At 60.5% G+C, this 16,007-nt stretch carries 14 protein-coding genes; 9 read left to right on the top strand and 5 right to left on the bottom strand.

Annotated elements, in window-relative coordinates; genetic code table 11:
- Positions 1–1,077 (bottom strand): phosphoribosylformylglycinamidine cyclo-ligase, encoded by a 1,077-nt coding sequence (gene purM / locus OHL14_RS16335; RefSeq protein WP_263380442.1) that lies wholly within the window; start codon positions 1,075–1,077, stop codon positions 1–3.
- Between the two features lie 165 nt (positions 1,078–1,242).
- On the opposite strand from purM, the gene hemL reads away from it, so the two are divergent.
- On the top strand, positions 1,243–2,559 hold the full coding sequence (gene hemL, locus OHL14_RS16330; protein ID WP_263380441.1) for a glutamate-1-semialdehyde 2,1-aminomutase: 1,317 nt from the start codon (positions 1,243–1,245) through the stop codon (positions 2,557–2,559).
- A 60-nt stretch (positions 2,560–2,619) separates the two neighbouring features.
- Complete coding sequence (locus tag OHL14_RS16325; RefSeq protein WP_263380440.1) at positions 2,620–4,143, top strand: pectinesterase family protein; 1,524 nt, start codon at positions 2,620–2,622, stop codon at positions 4,141–4,143.
- Positions 4,144–4,148: 5 nt separating this feature from the next.
- Here OHL14_RS16325 and OHL14_RS16320 read toward each other — a convergent pair whose 3' ends face one another.
- Positions 4,149–5,489 (bottom strand): MFS transporter, encoded by a 1,341-nt coding sequence (locus OHL14_RS16320; protein WP_263380439.1) that lies wholly within the window; start codon positions 5,487–5,489, stop codon positions 4,149–4,151.
- A 60-nt stretch (positions 5,490–5,549) separates the two neighbouring features.
- On the opposite strand from OHL14_RS16320, the gene OHL14_RS16315 reads away from it, so the two are divergent.
- Together OHL14_RS16315 and vapC are read left to right on the top strand one after the other, a co-directional pair.
- Positions 5,550–5,813 carry a type II toxin-antitoxin system VapB family antitoxin gene (locus OHL14_RS16315; RefSeq protein ID WP_263380438.1) on the top strand — a complete coding sequence of 88 codons (264 nt, stop codon included), beginning with the start codon at positions 5,550–5,552 and terminating at the stop codon, positions 5,811–5,813.
- A complete protein-coding gene (gene vapC, locus OHL14_RS16310) occupies positions 5,810–6,205 on the top strand; it encodes a type II toxin-antitoxin system VapC family toxin (RefSeq protein WP_263380437.1) in 396 nt (131 codons plus the stop codon). Before OHL14_RS16315 ends, vapC begins: the two co-directional genes overlap by 4 nt.
- A 30-nt stretch (positions 6,206–6,235) precedes the next feature.
- On the opposite strand, the gene pyrR is transcribed toward vapC, so the two are convergent.
- The 3 genes from pyrR to OHL14_RS16295 form a co-directional block, all read right to left on the bottom strand.
- Complete coding sequence (gene pyrR, locus OHL14_RS16305; RefSeq protein ID WP_263380436.1) at positions 6,236–6,814, bottom strand: bifunctional pyr operon transcriptional regulator/uracil phosphoribosyltransferase PyrR; 579 nt, start codon at positions 6,812–6,814, stop codon at positions 6,236–6,238.
- 59 nt (positions 6,815–6,873) lie between these two features.
- Positions 6,874–7,623, bottom strand: a complete 750-nt coding sequence (locus OHL14_RS16300) for a hypothetical protein (RefSeq protein ID WP_263380435.1) — start codon at positions 7,621–7,623, stop codon at positions 6,874–6,876.
- 93 nt (positions 7,624–7,716) lie between these two features.
- Positions 7,717–8,394, bottom strand: coding sequence for a hypothetical protein (locus OHL14_RS16295; RefSeq protein ID WP_263380434.1), 678 nt, complete (start codon positions 8,392–8,394; stop codon positions 7,717–7,719).
- Between the two features lie 269 nt (positions 8,395–8,663).
- On the opposite strand from OHL14_RS16295, the gene OHL14_RS16290 reads away from it, so the two are divergent.
- The 5 genes from OHL14_RS16290 to gnd all read left to right on the top strand — a co-directional run bounded on the left by OHL14_RS16290 (position 8,664) and on the right by gnd (position 15,980).
- Positions 8,664–10,910, top strand: a complete 2,247-nt coding sequence (locus OHL14_RS16290) for a DUF6600 domain-containing protein (RefSeq protein WP_263380433.1) — start codon at positions 8,664–8,666, stop codon at positions 10,908–10,910.
- A 229-nt stretch (positions 10,911–11,139) separates the two neighbouring features.
- Positions 11,140–13,161 carry a transketolase gene (gene tkt, locus OHL14_RS16285; RefSeq protein WP_263380432.1) on the top strand — a complete coding sequence of 674 codons (2,022 nt, stop codon included), beginning with the start codon at positions 11,140–11,142 and terminating at the stop codon, positions 13,159–13,161.
- Between the two features lie 124 nt (positions 13,162–13,285).
- Positions 13,286–13,969 (top strand): ribose-5-phosphate isomerase RpiA, encoded by a 684-nt coding sequence (gene rpiA / locus OHL14_RS16280; protein ID WP_263380431.1) that lies wholly within the window; start codon positions 13,286–13,288, stop codon positions 13,967–13,969.
- A gap of 55 nt (positions 13,970–14,024) precedes the next feature.
- The gene (locus OHL14_RS16275) at positions 14,025–14,882 is read left to right on the top strand and encodes an oxidoreductase (protein ID WP_263380430.1); all 858 of its coding nucleotides are present in this window, start codon (positions 14,025–14,027) and stop codon (positions 14,880–14,882) included.
- Positions 14,883–15,038: 156 nt separating this feature from the next.
- Positions 15,039–15,980 carry a phosphogluconate dehydrogenase (NAD(+)-dependent, decarboxylating) gene (gene gnd / locus OHL14_RS16270; RefSeq protein ID WP_396271432.1) on the top strand — a complete coding sequence of 314 codons (942 nt, stop codon included), beginning with the start codon at positions 15,039–15,041 and terminating at the stop codon, positions 15,978–15,980.
- The last annotated feature ends 27 nt before the right edge of the window (positions 15,981–16,007 follow it).

The raw sequence follows: 16,007 nt of genomic DNA, 5'->3' as shown, positions 1-16,007 counted from the left end.
TTAGCCGTAGATGACTTTTGAGCTGGCCTTACGGACGACGCGGCCCATCACGACGGAACGTTCGTTCATGCGCGTAAGCACGGTGCGGGCCTTTTTGAGCAGGGCTGCCGGGACGACTGCCACCAGACCGATGCCCATGTTGAAGTGCCCGTACATCTCCTCATGATTCATGCTGCCGAGTGATTGCAGGTGCGTGAAGAGCGCGGGCGGATCCCAGGTGGTGAGGTCGACCTGTGGGGCCAGGCCTCGGGGGAAGATGCGCGGGAGGTTTTCCGTGATGCCGCCGCCGGTGATGTGGGCGAAGCCGCTGACGACCTCGGCCTGGATGAGCTTGCGGATGGGCGCGAGATAGCTGCGGTGGGGACGCATGAGCGCAGCGCCGACCTTGTCACCGAGTTCATTCACATATTGCGTGGGCGCGTAACCAGCGGTCTCGAAGAGCAGCTTCTGCGCAAGGGTGTAGCCGTTGGTGTGCAGGCCGTTTGAGGGTAGACCAAGGAGGCAGTCGCCTTCGGCGATCATTGCGCCTGTGAGCAGGCGAGGGCGGCTGACGACGCCGGTGATGAAGCCCGCAAGCTCGTAGTCGTTGGGCGCATAAAGCGAGGGGCGTTCCGCTGTCTCGCCGCCGAGCAGGGCACAGCCATTGGCTTTGCAGGCGTCGACGAGGCCGCTGATGATCTGCTGAACGATCTCGGGATCGAGGCGGCCGGTGGCGAAGTAATCGAGAAAGAAGAGAGGCGTGGCGCCCTGGATGGCGATGTCGTTTACGCAGTGGTTGACCAAGTCGGCACCAATGCTGGCGTGCAGCCCGAGCTGCGCGGCAAGCTGCAGCTTACTGCCGACGCCGTCGGTGGAGGAGACGAGTACGGGGTCGGGGAATTTCTCAGCGTCGAGCGAAAAGAGGCCAGCAAAGCCGCCGATCTCGGAGATCACGTTCTTATTGAAGGTGCGACGGGCGAGGCCCTTGATGCGATCGTTCGCGAGCAGGCGTGGATCGGTCGGCATGAGGCCGCGGTCATCGTGCTCGGCCGCACGTGCAGAACTGGAGGGGATACCGGGCTCGAGGGGATGCTTCACTACGGGGGCCTCTTACGGTTAAACACAAGGCTGAGGGTTTGGGCGTGGCGAAGGCCGCGTCCTGAAGGTGTACAGGAGATGAGTCTGGTGCCTGTTCCGGGTGGGAAGAAGTCAGTCAATGAGGCTTGTTGGGCAAGTGTATCAGCGACTTCTATACTGGAGGTTATGAGTCTTTCATTTTCGCGTTCCGAGGTATTGCAGAGGCGTGCAGAGGGTTTCTTGCCGGGTGGCGTGGACTCGCCGGTGCGGGCGTTTCGTGCGGTGGGCGGGCATCCGCCGTTTGTGGAGAGCGCGGCTGGGGCATACCTGACCGATGCGGATGGCAACAGATTCGTAGATATGTTCGGCAGCTGGGGCCCGATGTTGCTGGGCCACGCATATCCGAGCGTGGTGGAGGCGATTCAGCAGGCGGCAACGAAGAGCGCGTCGTTTGGAGCGAGCACGGCGGCTGAGGCTGATCTGGCCGAGTTGGTGCAGCGGTGTTATCCGAGTGTGGAGAAGCTGCGGTTTGTAAGCTCAGGCACGGAGGCCTGCATGTCGGCGATACGGCTGGCGCGCGGCTTTACGGGCAGAAACTTCTTCATCAAGTTCGAGGGGTGCTATCACGGCCACTCGGATGCGCTGCTGGTGAAGGCTGGCAGCGGCGTGGCGACGTTCGGGATTCCCGGTTCGGCGGGTGTGCCTGCGGATACGGTGAAGCATACGATTGCGCTGCCGTACAACGATCTGGCAGTGGTCGAGGCGGAGTTTGCGGCGCGGCCCGAAGAGATTGCCTGCGTAATCCTAGAGCCTGTGGTGGGCAATGCAGGAACGATTGCGCCTGCGCCGGGTTATCTGGCTGGACTGCGGGCGATTACGAAGAAGTATGGCGCGCTGCTGATCTTCGACGAGGTGATGACGGGCTTCCGGCTGGCTCCGGGTGGAGCGCAGGAGCTATACGGGTTTACCAGCGGCGAGACTGCGCCAGATTTGACGACGCTGGGCAAGATCGTCGGCGGGGGGCTGCCGGTGGGTGTGTTCGGTGGGCGGGCGGAGATCATGGATTATCTGGCTCCGCTTGGGCCGGTATACCAGGCAGGCACGCTGAGCGGCAATCCGCTGGCGATGGCTGCGGGGATGGCGACGCTGAAGGCGTTGCTGGCGGGCAAAGATTCGATGTATGCGGGGCTGGATAAGACGACGGCTGCGATGGCGGACGGTGTGGCGAAGATCGCTGTGGAACTCGGCATCGGGATGACGACGAACCGGGTGGGCAGCATGTTTACGTGGTTCTTTACACCGCAGCCGGTGACGGACTTTGCGACGGCGGCGACTTCGGACACGGCAGCGTTCGCGCGTTTCCATCGCGGCATGTTGGAGCGCGGCATATGGCTGCCGCCGAGCCAGTTCGAGGCGGCGTTTGTGAGCGCGGCGCATGGCGAGCGTGAGGTGGAATTGGTGCTGGAGGCAGCGCGAGGAGCTTTGAAAGACGCTGTGAAGTAGAGCGTAGAGATCTCCCGTTATGATGTTGCGTGCTCGAGAGAGCATCTTCGGGAGATCTCTATGCGATCGCAGTCTCTTCTTCTTTCGTGTGTCGCTGTAGCGCTGATGAGTGTGCCGGGCAGTGCGGCGCAGACTGCGTCGGTGGCGTGTTTTCCGGCGATGCGTGCGAAGGATATCAATCCGGACACGCACCTGGTGCTCACGTTTGCGAGCGCACCGACGGTGGGGACGTCAGGGAAGATTCGTGTCTACGATGCGGAGACGCATCAGCTTGTAGATACGCTCGATTTGAGTGTGTCAGCAGGGCCTGATCCGGCGCACCGTGTTGCTATAGCGGGGCAGGAGATTGATCCGAATCCGCCGACACCTACGACCACGACGCCTGCGGTGAAGACGGCTCCGCCGGATCTGAAGAAGTATCAACTGAATACGATCGGCGGACTCGCGGACTTCCACTTTTATCCGGTGATCGTGCACGGAAATGTGGCGACGATCTATCTGCATAACAATGTGCTTCGATATCACCATCGGTACGTCGTGCAGATGGATGCGAGTGTGTTGACGGTGGCTAGCGGTCGGTTCGAGGGATTCACGGACGACAAGGCGTGGACGTTCTCGACGAAGGCGGCGGGGCCGAAGAGCGATGCGACGCGGCTGGTGGTTGCGGCCGATGGCAGTGGGGACTTCAACACGGTGCAGGGAGCGATCGATTCTGCGCCTGCGGACCCGACGAAGCGGGTGACGATTTTCATCAGGAACGGCATGTATGAAGAGATCGTGTTCTTTCAGCACAAGTCGAACCTGACGATTCGTGGGGAGGACCGCGAGAAGGTGCAGATCGGCTATGGGAACAACAGCGCGTTCAACCCGCCGATGCCAGGACCTTCGCGACGGTGTGCGTTCTCGGTGTATGACTCGAACGGGATTACACTGGAGAACTTTTCGGTGACGAACTATCTGTTCGGTCAGGCTGAGGGGCTGCTGGTCTATGGGTCGAAGGACATTGTGAGCCACGTGAACATCAAAGGCTCGGGCGACGCATTGAATCTGCGCGGGAAGATTTATCTGGCGGACAGCAGGATCGTTGGGGATGGCGATACTGTGCTGGGCGTGGGAGCGGCGTTCTTTTATCGCTGCGTGCTGGAGTCGATGGGGCCGTTCATGTGGATTCGCAATACCGACGGCAACCATGGCAACGTGTTTGTGGAGTCGACGTTTCTTGCGCGCGACCGTCCGGCTGTGACGCCAGCAGCAGGACAAAGTGCACCGGTGCATCCGTTGAGTACGGCGTTCTTTGCGCGGCTGCCGATCAATCATGGACTGAACTATCCGTATGCCGAGGCGGTGCTGATCCGCTGCAAGCTGAAGGACATCCCGGCGATTGGGTGGGGAACGATCGAGGGCGATACGTCGCATCTGCATCTGTGGGAGTTTGCGAGCACACACCTCGATGGGAAGCCAGTCGATGTGACGCAGCGTCATGCCGCGTCGAAGCAGCTGACGCTGCCGCAGGATGCGAAGACGATTGAGGAGTACAGCGATCCGGCGTTCATGCTGGGTGGATGGAAGCCGATTGTGGAGTAATCGAGTTACACGGCGGGGTGGGCTTCGGGCTCCATCCAGAGCTTGCCCGCTACGATGAGCACGACGAGCATCGCGGTGCAGATACCGAAGACGGTGCGCACGCTGGTGTAGTTGGCGAGGATACCCGAGAGCAGAAGGCCGCCGATCTGCGCGCCGAAGATGGAGGACATTGTGGTGGAGCCGACGCGTCCCATGAGCTCGGCGGGGGTTTCCATCTGTATGAGGGTCTGGGCTGGAACGATGATGCCGGCGCAGGAGAAGCCGATGAGGAAGCAGCCGAAGACGGTGATGACGATGGGCAGGGCAAGGTGCGTGAAGGGCACGTTGATGTCGGCAAGGGGCGCGGCTGCGAGCAACAGCGTGCCGACGGCGATGCCTCCCAGCCCGAGGTAGACCTGGGTGGTGTTGGCAACCTTCTTGGCGAAGGAGTTCAACACGTTGATGCCGACCAGCATGCCGACGCCTATCATGGCGCTGGTGACGGCGAAGAGGCTCGGAGGGGCGTGCAGGGTGTCGCGCACATAGATAGCGATGAGCGGACCGAAGCAGCCCATGACGAACATGCCCGCGGCGAGCGAGGCGATGACGAAGAAGAGCGCGGCGTGATGGAAGATGAAGCTGGCGCCGACCTTCATGTCGGTCAGGATGCCGCCGATGGCGCCGGTGTTGGGCTTTGCGGGCGTGACTGGCTTCTTGGGGACGATGAGCGTTAGCGAGGCGATGAGACAACCGGAGGCGAGGAAGCTGGCGGCATCGATGCCATAACAGGACCTGGCACCGAAGACCTTGACGATGGTGACGGCGATGGGGCCGCCAAGGATGCGCATCATCATCATGACCTGCTGCAGCAACGCGTTAGCGGAGCGCAGGCCGTTCAAGGGGACGATGGAGCGGACGGCGACTCCCTGGGCGGGAGAGAAGAAGCTGGAGAAGATGCTGATAGTCGCCATCACGACATAGAAGCCAATGATGTTGTGGACAAAGAACAGTCCCAGGCAAAGCGTTGCGCGGATGAAGTCGCTGCCGACCATGGTGAGCTTGAGCGGCCAGCGATCGACGAAGACGCCGGAGAGGATGCCGAGCACGGCGATGGGCAGCAGGTAAGCAATGTTGAGGCCGGTGACCTGCTGTGGTGTGGCGTGCAGGTTGAAGGTCATGATGTCGATGATGGCGAAGAGTGCGAGGAAGTCGCCAAAGGTGGAGACGATCTGGGCGTACCACATGCGGCGCATGGCCGGGATGCGCAGGACCTCGCCCATGCCGAGAGGTTCGGCGGTGACGGGAGGAAGGGGAGTGGGCACCTCTTCGTTGTTGAGCGCGGCTTCGAGTGGTGTGGGTTCGCTCATGGACATTCTTCTTTACCTATACACATAGTTGGTGCGATTCTTACACATAGAGGTGCGGTGATGCGAACGAACATTGAGATTGACGATCTGCTGATGAAGCAAGCCATGAAGGCAAGCGGAGCCAAGACGAAGAAGGCGGCGGTAGAGGAAGCTTTACAGATGTTTGTGCGGATCAAAGGGCAGGGAGAGATTCGCAAGCTCTTCGGGAAGGTGAAGTGGGAAGGGGACCGCGACTGGTCCGGAAGCAAGGATAAGTGGGCAGAGTCAGAACAGCGTGAGCGTGAAGCGAAGAGTTCCAGCCGCAACCGCACAACGGCTGCATGACAGTCATCGAAACCAGTGTATGGATCGACAGCTTTCGCGGGGTGCTGAATCCTCAAACGGCGTGGCTGAACGAGCACATGGATCTTGAAGAGATTGCTTTGACGGACCTTATTTTCTTTGAAACGCTTCGAGGATTTTCGGACACTTCTCAGTTCAAACAAGCGTCGGGTTACATGTCGAGGTTTTCAATACTCGATACGGGCGGTGCTGTGGTGGCGGCCAAAGCTGCCGAGTATCACCAGGTGCTCCGCAAACGCGGCATTACCGTGCGCAGTGGTATCGATTGCGTGATTGCAACGTATTGCATCCGTGAGGGGCACAGCCTGCTGCACAATGATCGTGACTTCGAGCCTTTTGAAAAACATCTGGGGCTGCGGGTGATTCACCCGTAGCCCCAGATGTTTCTGGTTTAAGGAAAGGCCTCAGTCGACGAGTTCGACGAGGATGACCTGTTCGTCGTCGTCGATCTCTTTCAGCTTGACCTCAATGATCTCGCGGCGGCTGGTAGGGACGGTGCGGCCGATGAAGCGGGCCTCGATGGGTAGCTCGCGGTGGCCGCGGTCGATGAGAACGAGAAGCTGGACGCTCTTGGGGCGGCCGTGGTCGAAGAGTGCGTCGAGCGCGGCTCGGATGGTGCGCCCGGTATAGAGGACATCGTCCATCAGGATGATGTCGCGACCATTCACGTCAAAGCCGATGTCGCCCTTTTCGACGACGGGCTTTTTATCTTTGGTGGAGAGATCGTCGCGGTAGAAGCTGATGTCGAGGACGCCGGTCTGCACGGGTGCCTTCTCGATGGTTTCGATGAGCTTGGAGATGCGTTGGGCCAGCGGCACGCCGCGGCGCTTGATGCCGACGAGGCCGATGTTGGAGGCGCCGTTATTGCGCTCGACGATCTCATGCGCAAGGCGGACGAGGGTGCGTTCGATCTCCGAAGCGGAGAGAAGACGACCTTTTTCGCGGAAACGAGGCTGGGCGGAGGTGCTGGCGGTTTCGCTCATGACTGGAATGATGATACCAGCGGAGTGTCAATGCACGATTGCGCAGGGACCGGGGTGGACTACTTTGCCGTCGAGCGCGAGCGCAGAGCGCCGGAGAAGGCACCCGCGGCAGTGGAGTAGACGGAGTAGAGGATGACGACAAGGGCGCAACCAGCAAGTGCAAGGCCGGCGTGGAACTCGGGTACCTTCAGCATATCGAGCATGTACTGAAGGGTCGCAGGATCATTGGGTGAGACCTGGGTCAAGGTGGTGCGCATCTGGTCGAGCGAGGCGCCGAACTGGCTGTCTAGCTCTGCGCCGTGATGCAGAATAAAACGTTCGACAAACATCGCAAGGATATCGACGGTGATAAAGGTGGAGCCAATGGTTAGGCCGGAGAGCAGGCCAAGCCGAGCTCCAAAGGCTGTCGTAACACGAGTTGCCGGGTTCTTCGCGCAGTAGATGCCCAGCAGGATGATGGGCGCGCCGAGCATCCAGAGCAGCACAACCAGCACCAGCGGCGGCAGGGCCAGCATGAGCGTCATCGCTGCGGCGAAGATGGCGCCGGCGAAGGCGATGAGGTTAAGGGCGCGGGGCCATACAACGGCTGAGGGATCGATGACGACAGGCTCGGCGGACTCAGGCGGAGGTCCTGCGGGAGTGATGCCGTCGGCTGCATGCTGCGCTGCCAGCTGCTGCTGCTCGAACTGCTCGCGAAGCTCTTCGGAGAGCTGAATCTGCGCTGCTCCGCAGTGGGGGCAGTAGGTCAACTCGCCAGTATCTTCGGTCGAGAGGTCGTTATGGCAGCGAGAGCAAAGACGGAATGGCACAGATCAAAGGGTAGCAGAGCGACAGAGGAGAGGAGGTAGCGGAGGTGGAGAGTGATGAATCGCTTCTCTCCTTCTCCGCCCTTCTCCGCTGCTTTACTCTTCGCTCTTTTTGTTGTGATCGGAGAGGTGCGAGGGCAGGTCGAGTAGCACTAGACCGATCTTTGTACCGCCGTCGTGACGTTCGACACCGACGATGTGCTGGTGCTGCTGTGAGCCTGCGCGGAGTTCGAGATTCGACTTGTCGTCGTCGCTACTGGTGATAGAGAAACCCTTGTGGCCTTCTTTATCGCTGGTGCTGATGTGGTTCTTGTCGCCATCCTCGCAGGTGAGGCCCTGGCTGGTGCGGGCAGGAGAACCGACGGTATCGTGACCGCGGCAGGCGATGACGTCGCCGTAGCGGCTGGCGAGGTCCTTGCGATAGAAGGCGAGGACCTTGTCTTGGGAGTCGGAGGTCTGAAAACTGGCGGCTTTCACGCCGAGGTGGAAGTCTCCGAAGCTGAGATTGACGTCGGCGTTGTTGCCGTCTTTATCGTCGCCATCCTTGACGGGAGTGGCTCCGGGGTAAGCGGTGAGGCCGATGGCGGAGGTATCTCCGGTATTGCTGGTGTTGACCTTCATAGAGCCGAAGGGAGTGCCGATGTCGACGTTTTTCTTATCGCCGTTCTCGTTGGTGGTGACGTGGCAGCCGGTGAGGAGAGCGCAGCTAAGCGAAGCAGCAGCGAGTATGCCAAAAGCGAATGAACGAGAAGCGGTCGAGTACGCAGAAAACATGGTTCCTCCAGAAGCGAGTTGCGTGATTGGGCCTCGACTTCGGGGCCTGACATGAGAAGCATACGCAGGGTAGAGCGGAGCGGTTCCAGAAAAAGTACGGAAATGTGGAGACGGCTCACTGGAAACAGAATCGCGGTAATGAGCGGCTGTAGGTAGCAATGACCGAACGTAGGCGGTCGGAGATTTGTGTCTTGTCCCGCTACATCTTTTGATTTCAAAGAGGGTTACACTTGCTGCGCGTTGAAATGCGCGACAGAAGGATGGCAGCTATGAACGAGGTTATCGGCAAAAAGGGGCAGCAGACGGTTTGGATGGCGGTGTCGGTGGGCGCAATGCTGCTTTATGGGACCGCAGGGGCACAAAGCTATAGCCAACCGGGGTATCCGCAATCCGCGGGATACGGGCAAGTGGGCTATGACGACGCGCAGGCAGGTGATCCGCCATCGCGAGTGGCCCGTGTCAGCGTGGTGGTGGGCAACGTGTCGTTCGAGCCTGCGAGCGTGCAGCAGTTCAGCGTGGCCGAGACAAATTATCCGATGACTTCAGGCGATCGCATCTATGCGGACCTGGGAGCGAATGCGGAGATACAGACCGGGCAGCTGGCGGTGCGGATGGGACAGCAGACCGACCTGACGGTGACGGCGATGACGGACACTGTGGCACAGTTCGGGCTGGCGCAGGGCAGCGTGCATCTGCGCAGCTTCGATCTGGACCAGGGCGAGGTTGTGGAGCTGGATACGCCGAATGTGTCGCTGACGGTGCTGGAGGCGGGTGATGTGCGCGTGGATGTGGATGCCTATGGCAACACGGCGATCAATGTCATCAGCGGACAGGTGCAGGTGGATGGCAACGGGGTGCAGGAGGTGCTCTCGCAGGGCGAGCGGATTTACCTTGTGGGCAACAATCCGGTGCAGGCGCAAAATCTGCGTGGCATGCGGGCGGACGGGCTGGATCGCTTTTCGCAGCAGCGGGATAGCGTGTACGAAGGCGCATATGCGGCGGAGCAGAACTACTTGAATCCCGGCACCATTGGGGCAGAAGACCTGACGGCGTACGGAAGCTGGGACAACGATGCCGATTATGGCGCCGTCTGGTACCCCACCACGATCGATGTGGGCTGGCAGCCGTATCGCAATGGGCACTGGGCTTATGTGGGCCCGTGGGGATGGACCTGGATCGGAGCGGAGCCGTGGGGCTTTGCACCCTATCATTACGGACGCTGGAACCGCTTCGGCAATCGCTGGGGATGGATCCCAGGGCCGCCGGTGGTGCGTCCTGTGTACTCGCCTGCGCTGGTGGCGTTTGTGGGCGGCGGAGGTTTCGGTGCAGGTGTGACGGCGTGGTTCCCGCTGGGGCCGCGTGAGGTCTATCAGCCGTGGTACCAAGCCAGCCCGCGATATGTGAACCGCGTGAACGTCAGCAACATCTACAGCCGCGATAGCAATCAGGTGCGCAGCATCTACAACCAGCGGTCTGTCGTGAGCATGTACGCGAATACGGGCAATCGTCCGTACGCGAACCGCATGGGCGCGACGGTGGCGGTTTCGCAGGAGAACTTTGCAGGCGGACGGCGCGTGGACCAGTCGATGGTGCGGCTGAATCCGCAGCAGGTCGCGGGCGGGCAGGTGATGGCGCAGCCTCCGATGGTGCGGCAGCGGCCACAGGGCGGGCAGGCTCCGGCGCGGGCGGTGCCGCAGCAGATGCAGCGTCCGGTGCTGGCCTCGCAGGGAGCAGCGGATCGGCGGCAGGGCAATGGCGGCCCGCGGATGCCTCAGCAACAGCAGCAGTCTGGACAGCAAGGGCAGCAACCACAGCGCGGACAGCCGAACCAGCAGCCAGGACAGTTCCAGCAACCTCAGCCGGTGCAGAATCCTCAAGGGCAACGGCAGCAGGGGCAGCCCGCTCAGGTGCAGCAGCAGGCGCCAATCCAGCAGCAGCAGCCTGGCCGTGGACAACAACCACAAGGCAACGTGAACAATCCGCATCAGGTTGTAGAAGGGGAACAAAACCCGCAGAGCTACCGTCAGCAGCCTGTCCAGGCGCAACCGCAACAGCCCAACCGCCAGCAGCCGTCGCAGTCCATCCAGCAAGCTCCGGTACAGCAGGCCCCTGCGCAACAGCCACAACGACCGGACCGCTTACCGCAGCAGCCACAGACGGATACTCAGAACAACGTGTATCGTCCGCGCACGGAGCAGGAGCGCCAGCCAGGACAGCAGTTCAATCGTCCACAGCAGCCACAGCCTGCTCAACAACAGCAGCAGCCGATGCAACCGCCGCACGTCGTGCAGCAGCAGATGCAGGCTCCGATTCAGCCCCAACAGCCACAGCGCGTCCCGCAGCCGATGCCCCAGCCGCAACCGACACAACCTCAGCCCCGTCCCGAGCCGGCGCAGCCGCAACCGCGTCAGCAATTTCAGCAGGCGCCATCTCAGCCAAGGCCGCAGGCTCCAGTTGGAGCGCCACCTCCGCATGCCGGTCCGGTGCAGCCGGTCAACCAGCAGCCAAAGCTATAGTGCGCTCGAAGGGGAGAGCCTGCATCTCACCAGAGGTGTGGGCTTTTCCAATTGAGGTTGATTAGACAAATCCAGCACGGAACGTGAATCCTGGAAGCATTCGCAGTCAGCCTGTTGAGCGTTTACAGCCAAACTCCAGCGGCACGAGTACACTGGATAAGCACTTGAAGCGACGCCTTCAGGCGCACGGTGAGTTCGTGCGCGCGCAAACCCTAAGATGAGGACAGTAATGAGCGACCAGCAGCAGCAAGATGCACTCGATCAACTTTCTATCAACACCCTCCGGCTTCTGGCCGTCGACCAGGTGGAAAAGGCGAAGAACGGCCATCCGGGAGCGCCTCTGGGCTGCGCTCCGATCGCCTACCTGCTGTACCACAAGTTCATGAAGTTCAACCCTGCCGATCCGCTCTGGAGCGACCGCGACCGTTTCGTTCTCTCGAACGGACACGCCTCGTCTCTGCTGTACGGCGTCCTGCATTTGACCGGCTATGACCTGCCGATGGAGCAGTTGAAGCAGTTCCGCGAGTGGGGCTCGCACACCGCCGGTCATCCGGAATCGGGTGAGACGCCGGGTGTGGAAGTCACCACCGGTCCGCTGGGACAGGGCTTTGCCGAGGCCGTCGGTCTCGCCATCGCTGAGAAGCACCTTGCTGCTGTATATAACCAGGCGGGCGACACCTCCAGCGGCTACAACACGCACACGCCGGTCGATCACCATACGTACGTTCTGTGTGGCGATGGCGATCTGATGGAAGGCATCTCGCACGAGTCCGCTTCGCTCGCCGGAACGCTGGGCCTGGGCAAGCTGATCGTGCTGTATGACGACAACCTGATCTCGCTCGACGGTCCCACGGACTTGAGCTACACCGAGGACGTGACCAAGCGTTTCGAGGCCTACCACTGGCATGTTCAGATGGTGGACGACGGCAACGATCTAGTCGCTCTGACGAAGGCCATCGAAGCTGCAAAGGCAGAGACGACCAAGCCCAGCCTGATCCGTGTGCGCACGGTCATCGGCTACGGTTCGCCGAAAGCTGGAACGAACAAGGTCCACGGTGAGGCGCTGGGTGAGGCTGCCACGAAGGAGACCAAGATCAACCTCGGCTTCGATCCGGAGAAGAGCTTCTTCGTCCCCGAAGAGGCTGGCAAAAACTGGCTGCAGGCTGTCGAAAAGGGCAAGAAGGCGCAGGCCGAGTGGAACGAGAAGTTCGCGGCTTACACCAAAGCCTACCCGACGCTGGGTGCGCAATACTCGCGGACCACGGCAATGGAGTTGGCTGAGGGCTGGAACAAGGACATCCCTGTCTTCCCGACAGACAAGCCCGTGGCTACGCGTAATGCTGGCCAGGTGGTGATGAACGCGCTCGCGAAGAATGTTCCTGAGCTGTTTGGCGGCGCTGCCGATCTGACGTCTTCGACCAAGACGATCTTCAAGGACTCGCCCAGCTTCCACGTGGACCCCAAGGGCCGCAACGTGTTCTTCGGCGTGCGTGAGTTCGGCATGATGGCAGCTGTGAACGGCATTGCTGCACACGGCGGTCTGATTCCCTTCGGTTCGACGTTCTTTACGTTCAGCGATTATTGCCGTTCGGCGATCCGCATGGGCGCACTGCAGAGCTCGCACTCGCTCTACATCTTTACGCACGATTCGATTGGTCTGGGCGCCGATGGCCCTACGCACCAGCCGGTCGAGCACCTGATGGCGTTGCGCGCGATTCCCCAGCTCACCGACTTCCGTCCTGCGGACGCGAATGAGACGGCTGTGGTGTGGCAGCTCGCCCTGGAGCGCAAGTCGGCCAGCTTCATGGCCCTCAGCCGCCAGGACCTGCCAGTGCTGGATGCCGTGAAGTACAAGATCAACGAGGGCGTTCGCAAGGGCGCTTACGTGCTCGAAGCGTACGGCAAGGACGTGATCCTGGTCGCGGCTGGCTCCGAAGTGGAGATCATTCTGAAGGCTGCTGAAGAGCTGAAGGCTGCGGGCATCAACGCAACCGTCGTCTCGATGCCGAGCTTCCGGATTTTCGAGGAGCAGAGCGCAGAGTACAAGGACTCGATCTTCCCGCACGGTGTGCCGAAGATCTCAGTCGAAGCCGGCGCCACGATGGGCTGGTGGAAGTATATCGGTCGCGATGGCGTGGCGATCGGCGTCGATAAGTTCGGCGCTTCGGCTCCGGGTCCGCTCGTGATGGAGAAGTACGGCATCTGCGTATCGAATGTCGTCGATCACGCGAAGAAGCTGGTGAAGAAGTAGCTTTTAGCTTCTGGCTACTAGCTGCTAGCTTGTTAGGGCTGGATGAGATCTCTCATCCAGCCCTAACCGTTTCTGGGTTTTCAAATGGTTTTAGCTAAAAGCTGAGAGCTGGGAGCTTTTTTATATGACACAGGATGAGGCAAAGGCACTCGTAGGCAAGCGCGCAGCGCAGCTGGTGGAAGACGGCATGGCCGTTGGGTTGGGAACCGGCTCTACGTCGACGATGTTCATCAAAGCGCTGGGCGAGCGCGTGAAGAACGAAGGTTTGAAGATCCGGTGCGTCGCTTCAAGCGATGCCAGCACCGAGTTGGGGCTTTCGCTGGGTATGGACGTCGTGACATTGAACGTGCTGCCGGAGCTGGATCTCTACATCGACGGCGCGGATGAGGTGGCTCCGGGTTTCGCCCTGATCAAGGGCGGTGGCGCTGCGTTGCTTCGCGAGAAGATTGTGGCCAGCTCGGCGAAGAAGTTCGTCTGCGTGGTGGATTCGACGAAGCTGGTCGAGAAGCTAGGGAAGTTTCCGCTGCCGATCGAGGTCATCAAGATGGCCTTGCCGCTGGTGGAGAAGCGGCTGAGCGAACTGGACCTCAATCCGAAGCTACGGATGCTAAAGGATGGCAGCGGCCCGCTGCTGACGGACGAGCAGAACTACATCCTCGACTGCCATTGCGGCGTGATTGAAAATCCGGAAGAGACGGCTGCGGAGATTCGCAACATTGTGGGCGTGGTGGAGCATGGGTTGTTCCTCGGCCTGGCGAGCATGGTGCTGGTGGCAGGCGAGGATGGCGTGACGGAGATCACAGAGTAGTCGCAAAGAGTTGATTCGGTTGCATCGTTGACCCGTGTGAGAGCGTCTCATCTCTATGAGCGAGCAGGCACGTCAGCAAGTTTGGTTGATTACAGGAGCTTCCAAGGGTTTCGGTCTTGATTTGGCCGAGACCCTTCTTCATACAGGGCACAGGGTGGTGGCGACGGCGCGCAGGCCAGAGGGCAATCTGGCTGCGCTGGTCGAGAAGTATGGAGAGCTGGTACTGGTGCTGGAGCTGGATGTCACGAAGTCGGAGCAGGTGGATGCCGCGGTGGCCGCGGCGACGCAGCGCTTAGGACGAATCGATGTGCTGGTGAACAACGCGGGCTATGGCATGGTTGGTGCCATTGAAGAGTCTGACGAGCGCGAGTATCGGCCGATGTTCGAGGCCAATGTCTTCGGGCTGATCCGCATGACGCAGGCAGTGCTGCCGCAGATGCGTGCGCGGAAGTCAGGGCACATTGTGAATCTGTCCTCGATTGGCGGCCTGGTGGCGACGCCGGGCTTCGGTATGTATAACGGCACGAAATTTGCGGTCGAGGGCATCTCCGAGGCGCTGGCGGCGGAGGTGAAGCCGCTGGGCATTACCGTTACCATCGTCGAGCCGGGACCGTTCCGGACAGATTTTCTTGCGCGGCAGGACATGCCCGCGTCGCACCACATCGCCGATTATGACCAGACAGCCGGAAAAATGCGGGAGTATGCCGAGAAGCAGAACGGCGTCCAGCCAGGCGATCCAAAGCGAGCGGTAGCCGCGATTGTGAAGGCGGTTGAGGGTGAGAATCCACCGCTGCGCCTGTTGCTGGGAGCGAGCACGATTCCTCGCCTGCAGGGCAAGATTGACGCACAGTTGAAGGACGTTGCCGAGTGGCGCGAGACGACGATCGGGGCGGACTTCCCGGCAGGAGAATAAAGAGCAAATAAACGAGTTTGGCGTTCTTTTAATCGCCTATGCAGATTTCAATAGACAGGTTGACGTGCCGTTGACAGCGATTCGGATTACTCTCTAAGAGGTGTTCTTTCCACCGACTGGCGTCGGCTGGAACGTCCCGCTCGGTTTGCGGGCGCAATCTCAAACACGAAGTTTTGGAAGAAGGAAACTGACATGGAACTTGGAATCATCGGACTCGGCAAGATGGGCGGCAACATGGCGGAGCGTCTCCGCCTCGCGGGACACCGCGTCATCGGCTTCGACTTCAACAAGGATGCAGTCGCAAAGTTGACAGCCGCCGGTTCGGTTGGCGTGAACTCGTTGAAGGAGATGGACGAGGCCTTCACTGGCCGCCGCGCAGTGTGGATCATGGTGCCCGCAGGAGATCCCGTCGACCAGACGATCGCTGGTCTCAAGGCGTTCATGGAGCCCGGTGACATTTTCATCGACGGCGGCAACTCGAACTACAAGGATTCGCAGCGTCGCCACGACGAGCTGAAGAAGGAAGGTTTCGAGTTCGTCGACGTAGGCACGTCGGGCGGCATCTGGGGCATCACCGAGGGCTATTCGATGATGATCGGCGGTGATGAGGATCCGGTTGCATATCTCACGCCTATCTTCGAGGCGCTCGCTCCTGCTGCGCACGAAGGCTGGGGCCGCGTGGGTCCGGCTGGCGCGGGTCACTTCGTGAAGATGGTGCACAACGGTATCGAGTACGGCATCATGCAGGCGTATGCAGAAGGCTTCTCGATCATGAAGGCGAAGACGCCGCTCGCTCTCGACCTCGTGCAGATCTCCGAGATTTGGCGCTATGGTTCGGTTGTGCGTTCGTGGTTGCTCGACCTGACCGCCGATGCATTGAAGAAGAACCCGACGCTCGATGGACTCGAGGCCTATGTGCCTGACTCCGGCGAAGGTCGCTGGACTGTGTTCGAGGCGATTGATCTGAACGTGTCGGCTCCGGTGATTACAGAGTCGTTGATCCGCCGCCTCCGTTCGCGTGAAGACAACAACTTCACCGACCGTATGTTGAGTGTGATGCGTAACGAGTTCGGCGGCCACGCGGTCAAGAAGTCGTAAGGAACCTGGGTCAGAAACAACCGTAAG

Origin of the sequence: Granulicella paludicola (assembly GCF_025685545.1) — a bacterium.
GTDB classification, from domain to species: domain Bacteria; phylum Acidobacteriota; class Terriglobia; order Terriglobales; family Acidobacteriaceae; genus Granulicella; species Granulicella paludicola.
The sequence above is the reverse complement of the archived record's forward strand: the minus strand, read 5'-3'. Positions and strand labels throughout refer to the sequence as shown.

What these genes read in the sequence shown, in the direction of transcription:
- hemL (WP_263380441.1), top strand. Translation starts at nt 1,243, where the DNA reads ATGAGTCTTTCATTTTCGCGTTCCGAGGTATTGCAGAGGCGTGCAGAG.
- OHL14_RS16325 (WP_263380440.1), top strand. Translation starts at nt 2,620, where the DNA reads ATGCGATCGCAGTCTCTTCTTCTTTCGTGTGTCGCTGTAGCGCTGATG.
- OHL14_RS16320 (WP_263380439.1), bottom strand. Translation starts at nt 5,489, where the DNA reads ATGAGCGAACCCACACCACTCGAAGCCGCGCTCAACAACGAAGAGGTG.
- OHL14_RS16315 (WP_263380438.1), top strand. Translation starts at nt 5,550, where the DNA reads ATGCGAACGAACATTGAGATTGACGATCTGCTGATGAAGCAAGCCATG.
- vapC (WP_263380437.1), top strand. Translation starts at nt 5,810, where the DNA reads ATGACAGTCATCGAAACCAGTGTATGGATCGACAGCTTTCGCGGGGTG.
- pyrR (WP_263380436.1), bottom strand. Translation starts at nt 6,814, where the DNA reads ATGAGCGAAACCGCCAGCACCTCCGCCCAGCCTCGTTTCCGCGAAAAA.
- OHL14_RS16295 (WP_263380434.1), bottom strand. Translation starts at nt 8,394, where the DNA reads ATGTTTTCTGCGTACTCGACCGCTTCTCGTTCATTCGCTTTTGGCATA.
- OHL14_RS16290 (WP_263380433.1), top strand. Translation starts at nt 8,664, where the DNA reads ATGAACGAGGTTATCGGCAAAAAGGGGCAGCAGACGGTTTGGATGGCG.
- tkt (WP_263380432.1), top strand. Translation starts at nt 11,140, where the DNA reads ATGAGCGACCAGCAGCAGCAAGATGCACTCGATCAACTTTCTATCAAC.
- rpiA (WP_263380431.1), top strand. Translation starts at nt 13,286, where the DNA reads ATGACACAGGATGAGGCAAAGGCACTCGTAGGCAAGCGCGCAGCGCAG.
- OHL14_RS16275 (WP_263380430.1), top strand. Translation starts at nt 14,025, where the DNA reads ATGAGCGAGCAGGCACGTCAGCAAGTTTGGTTGATTACAGGAGCTTCC.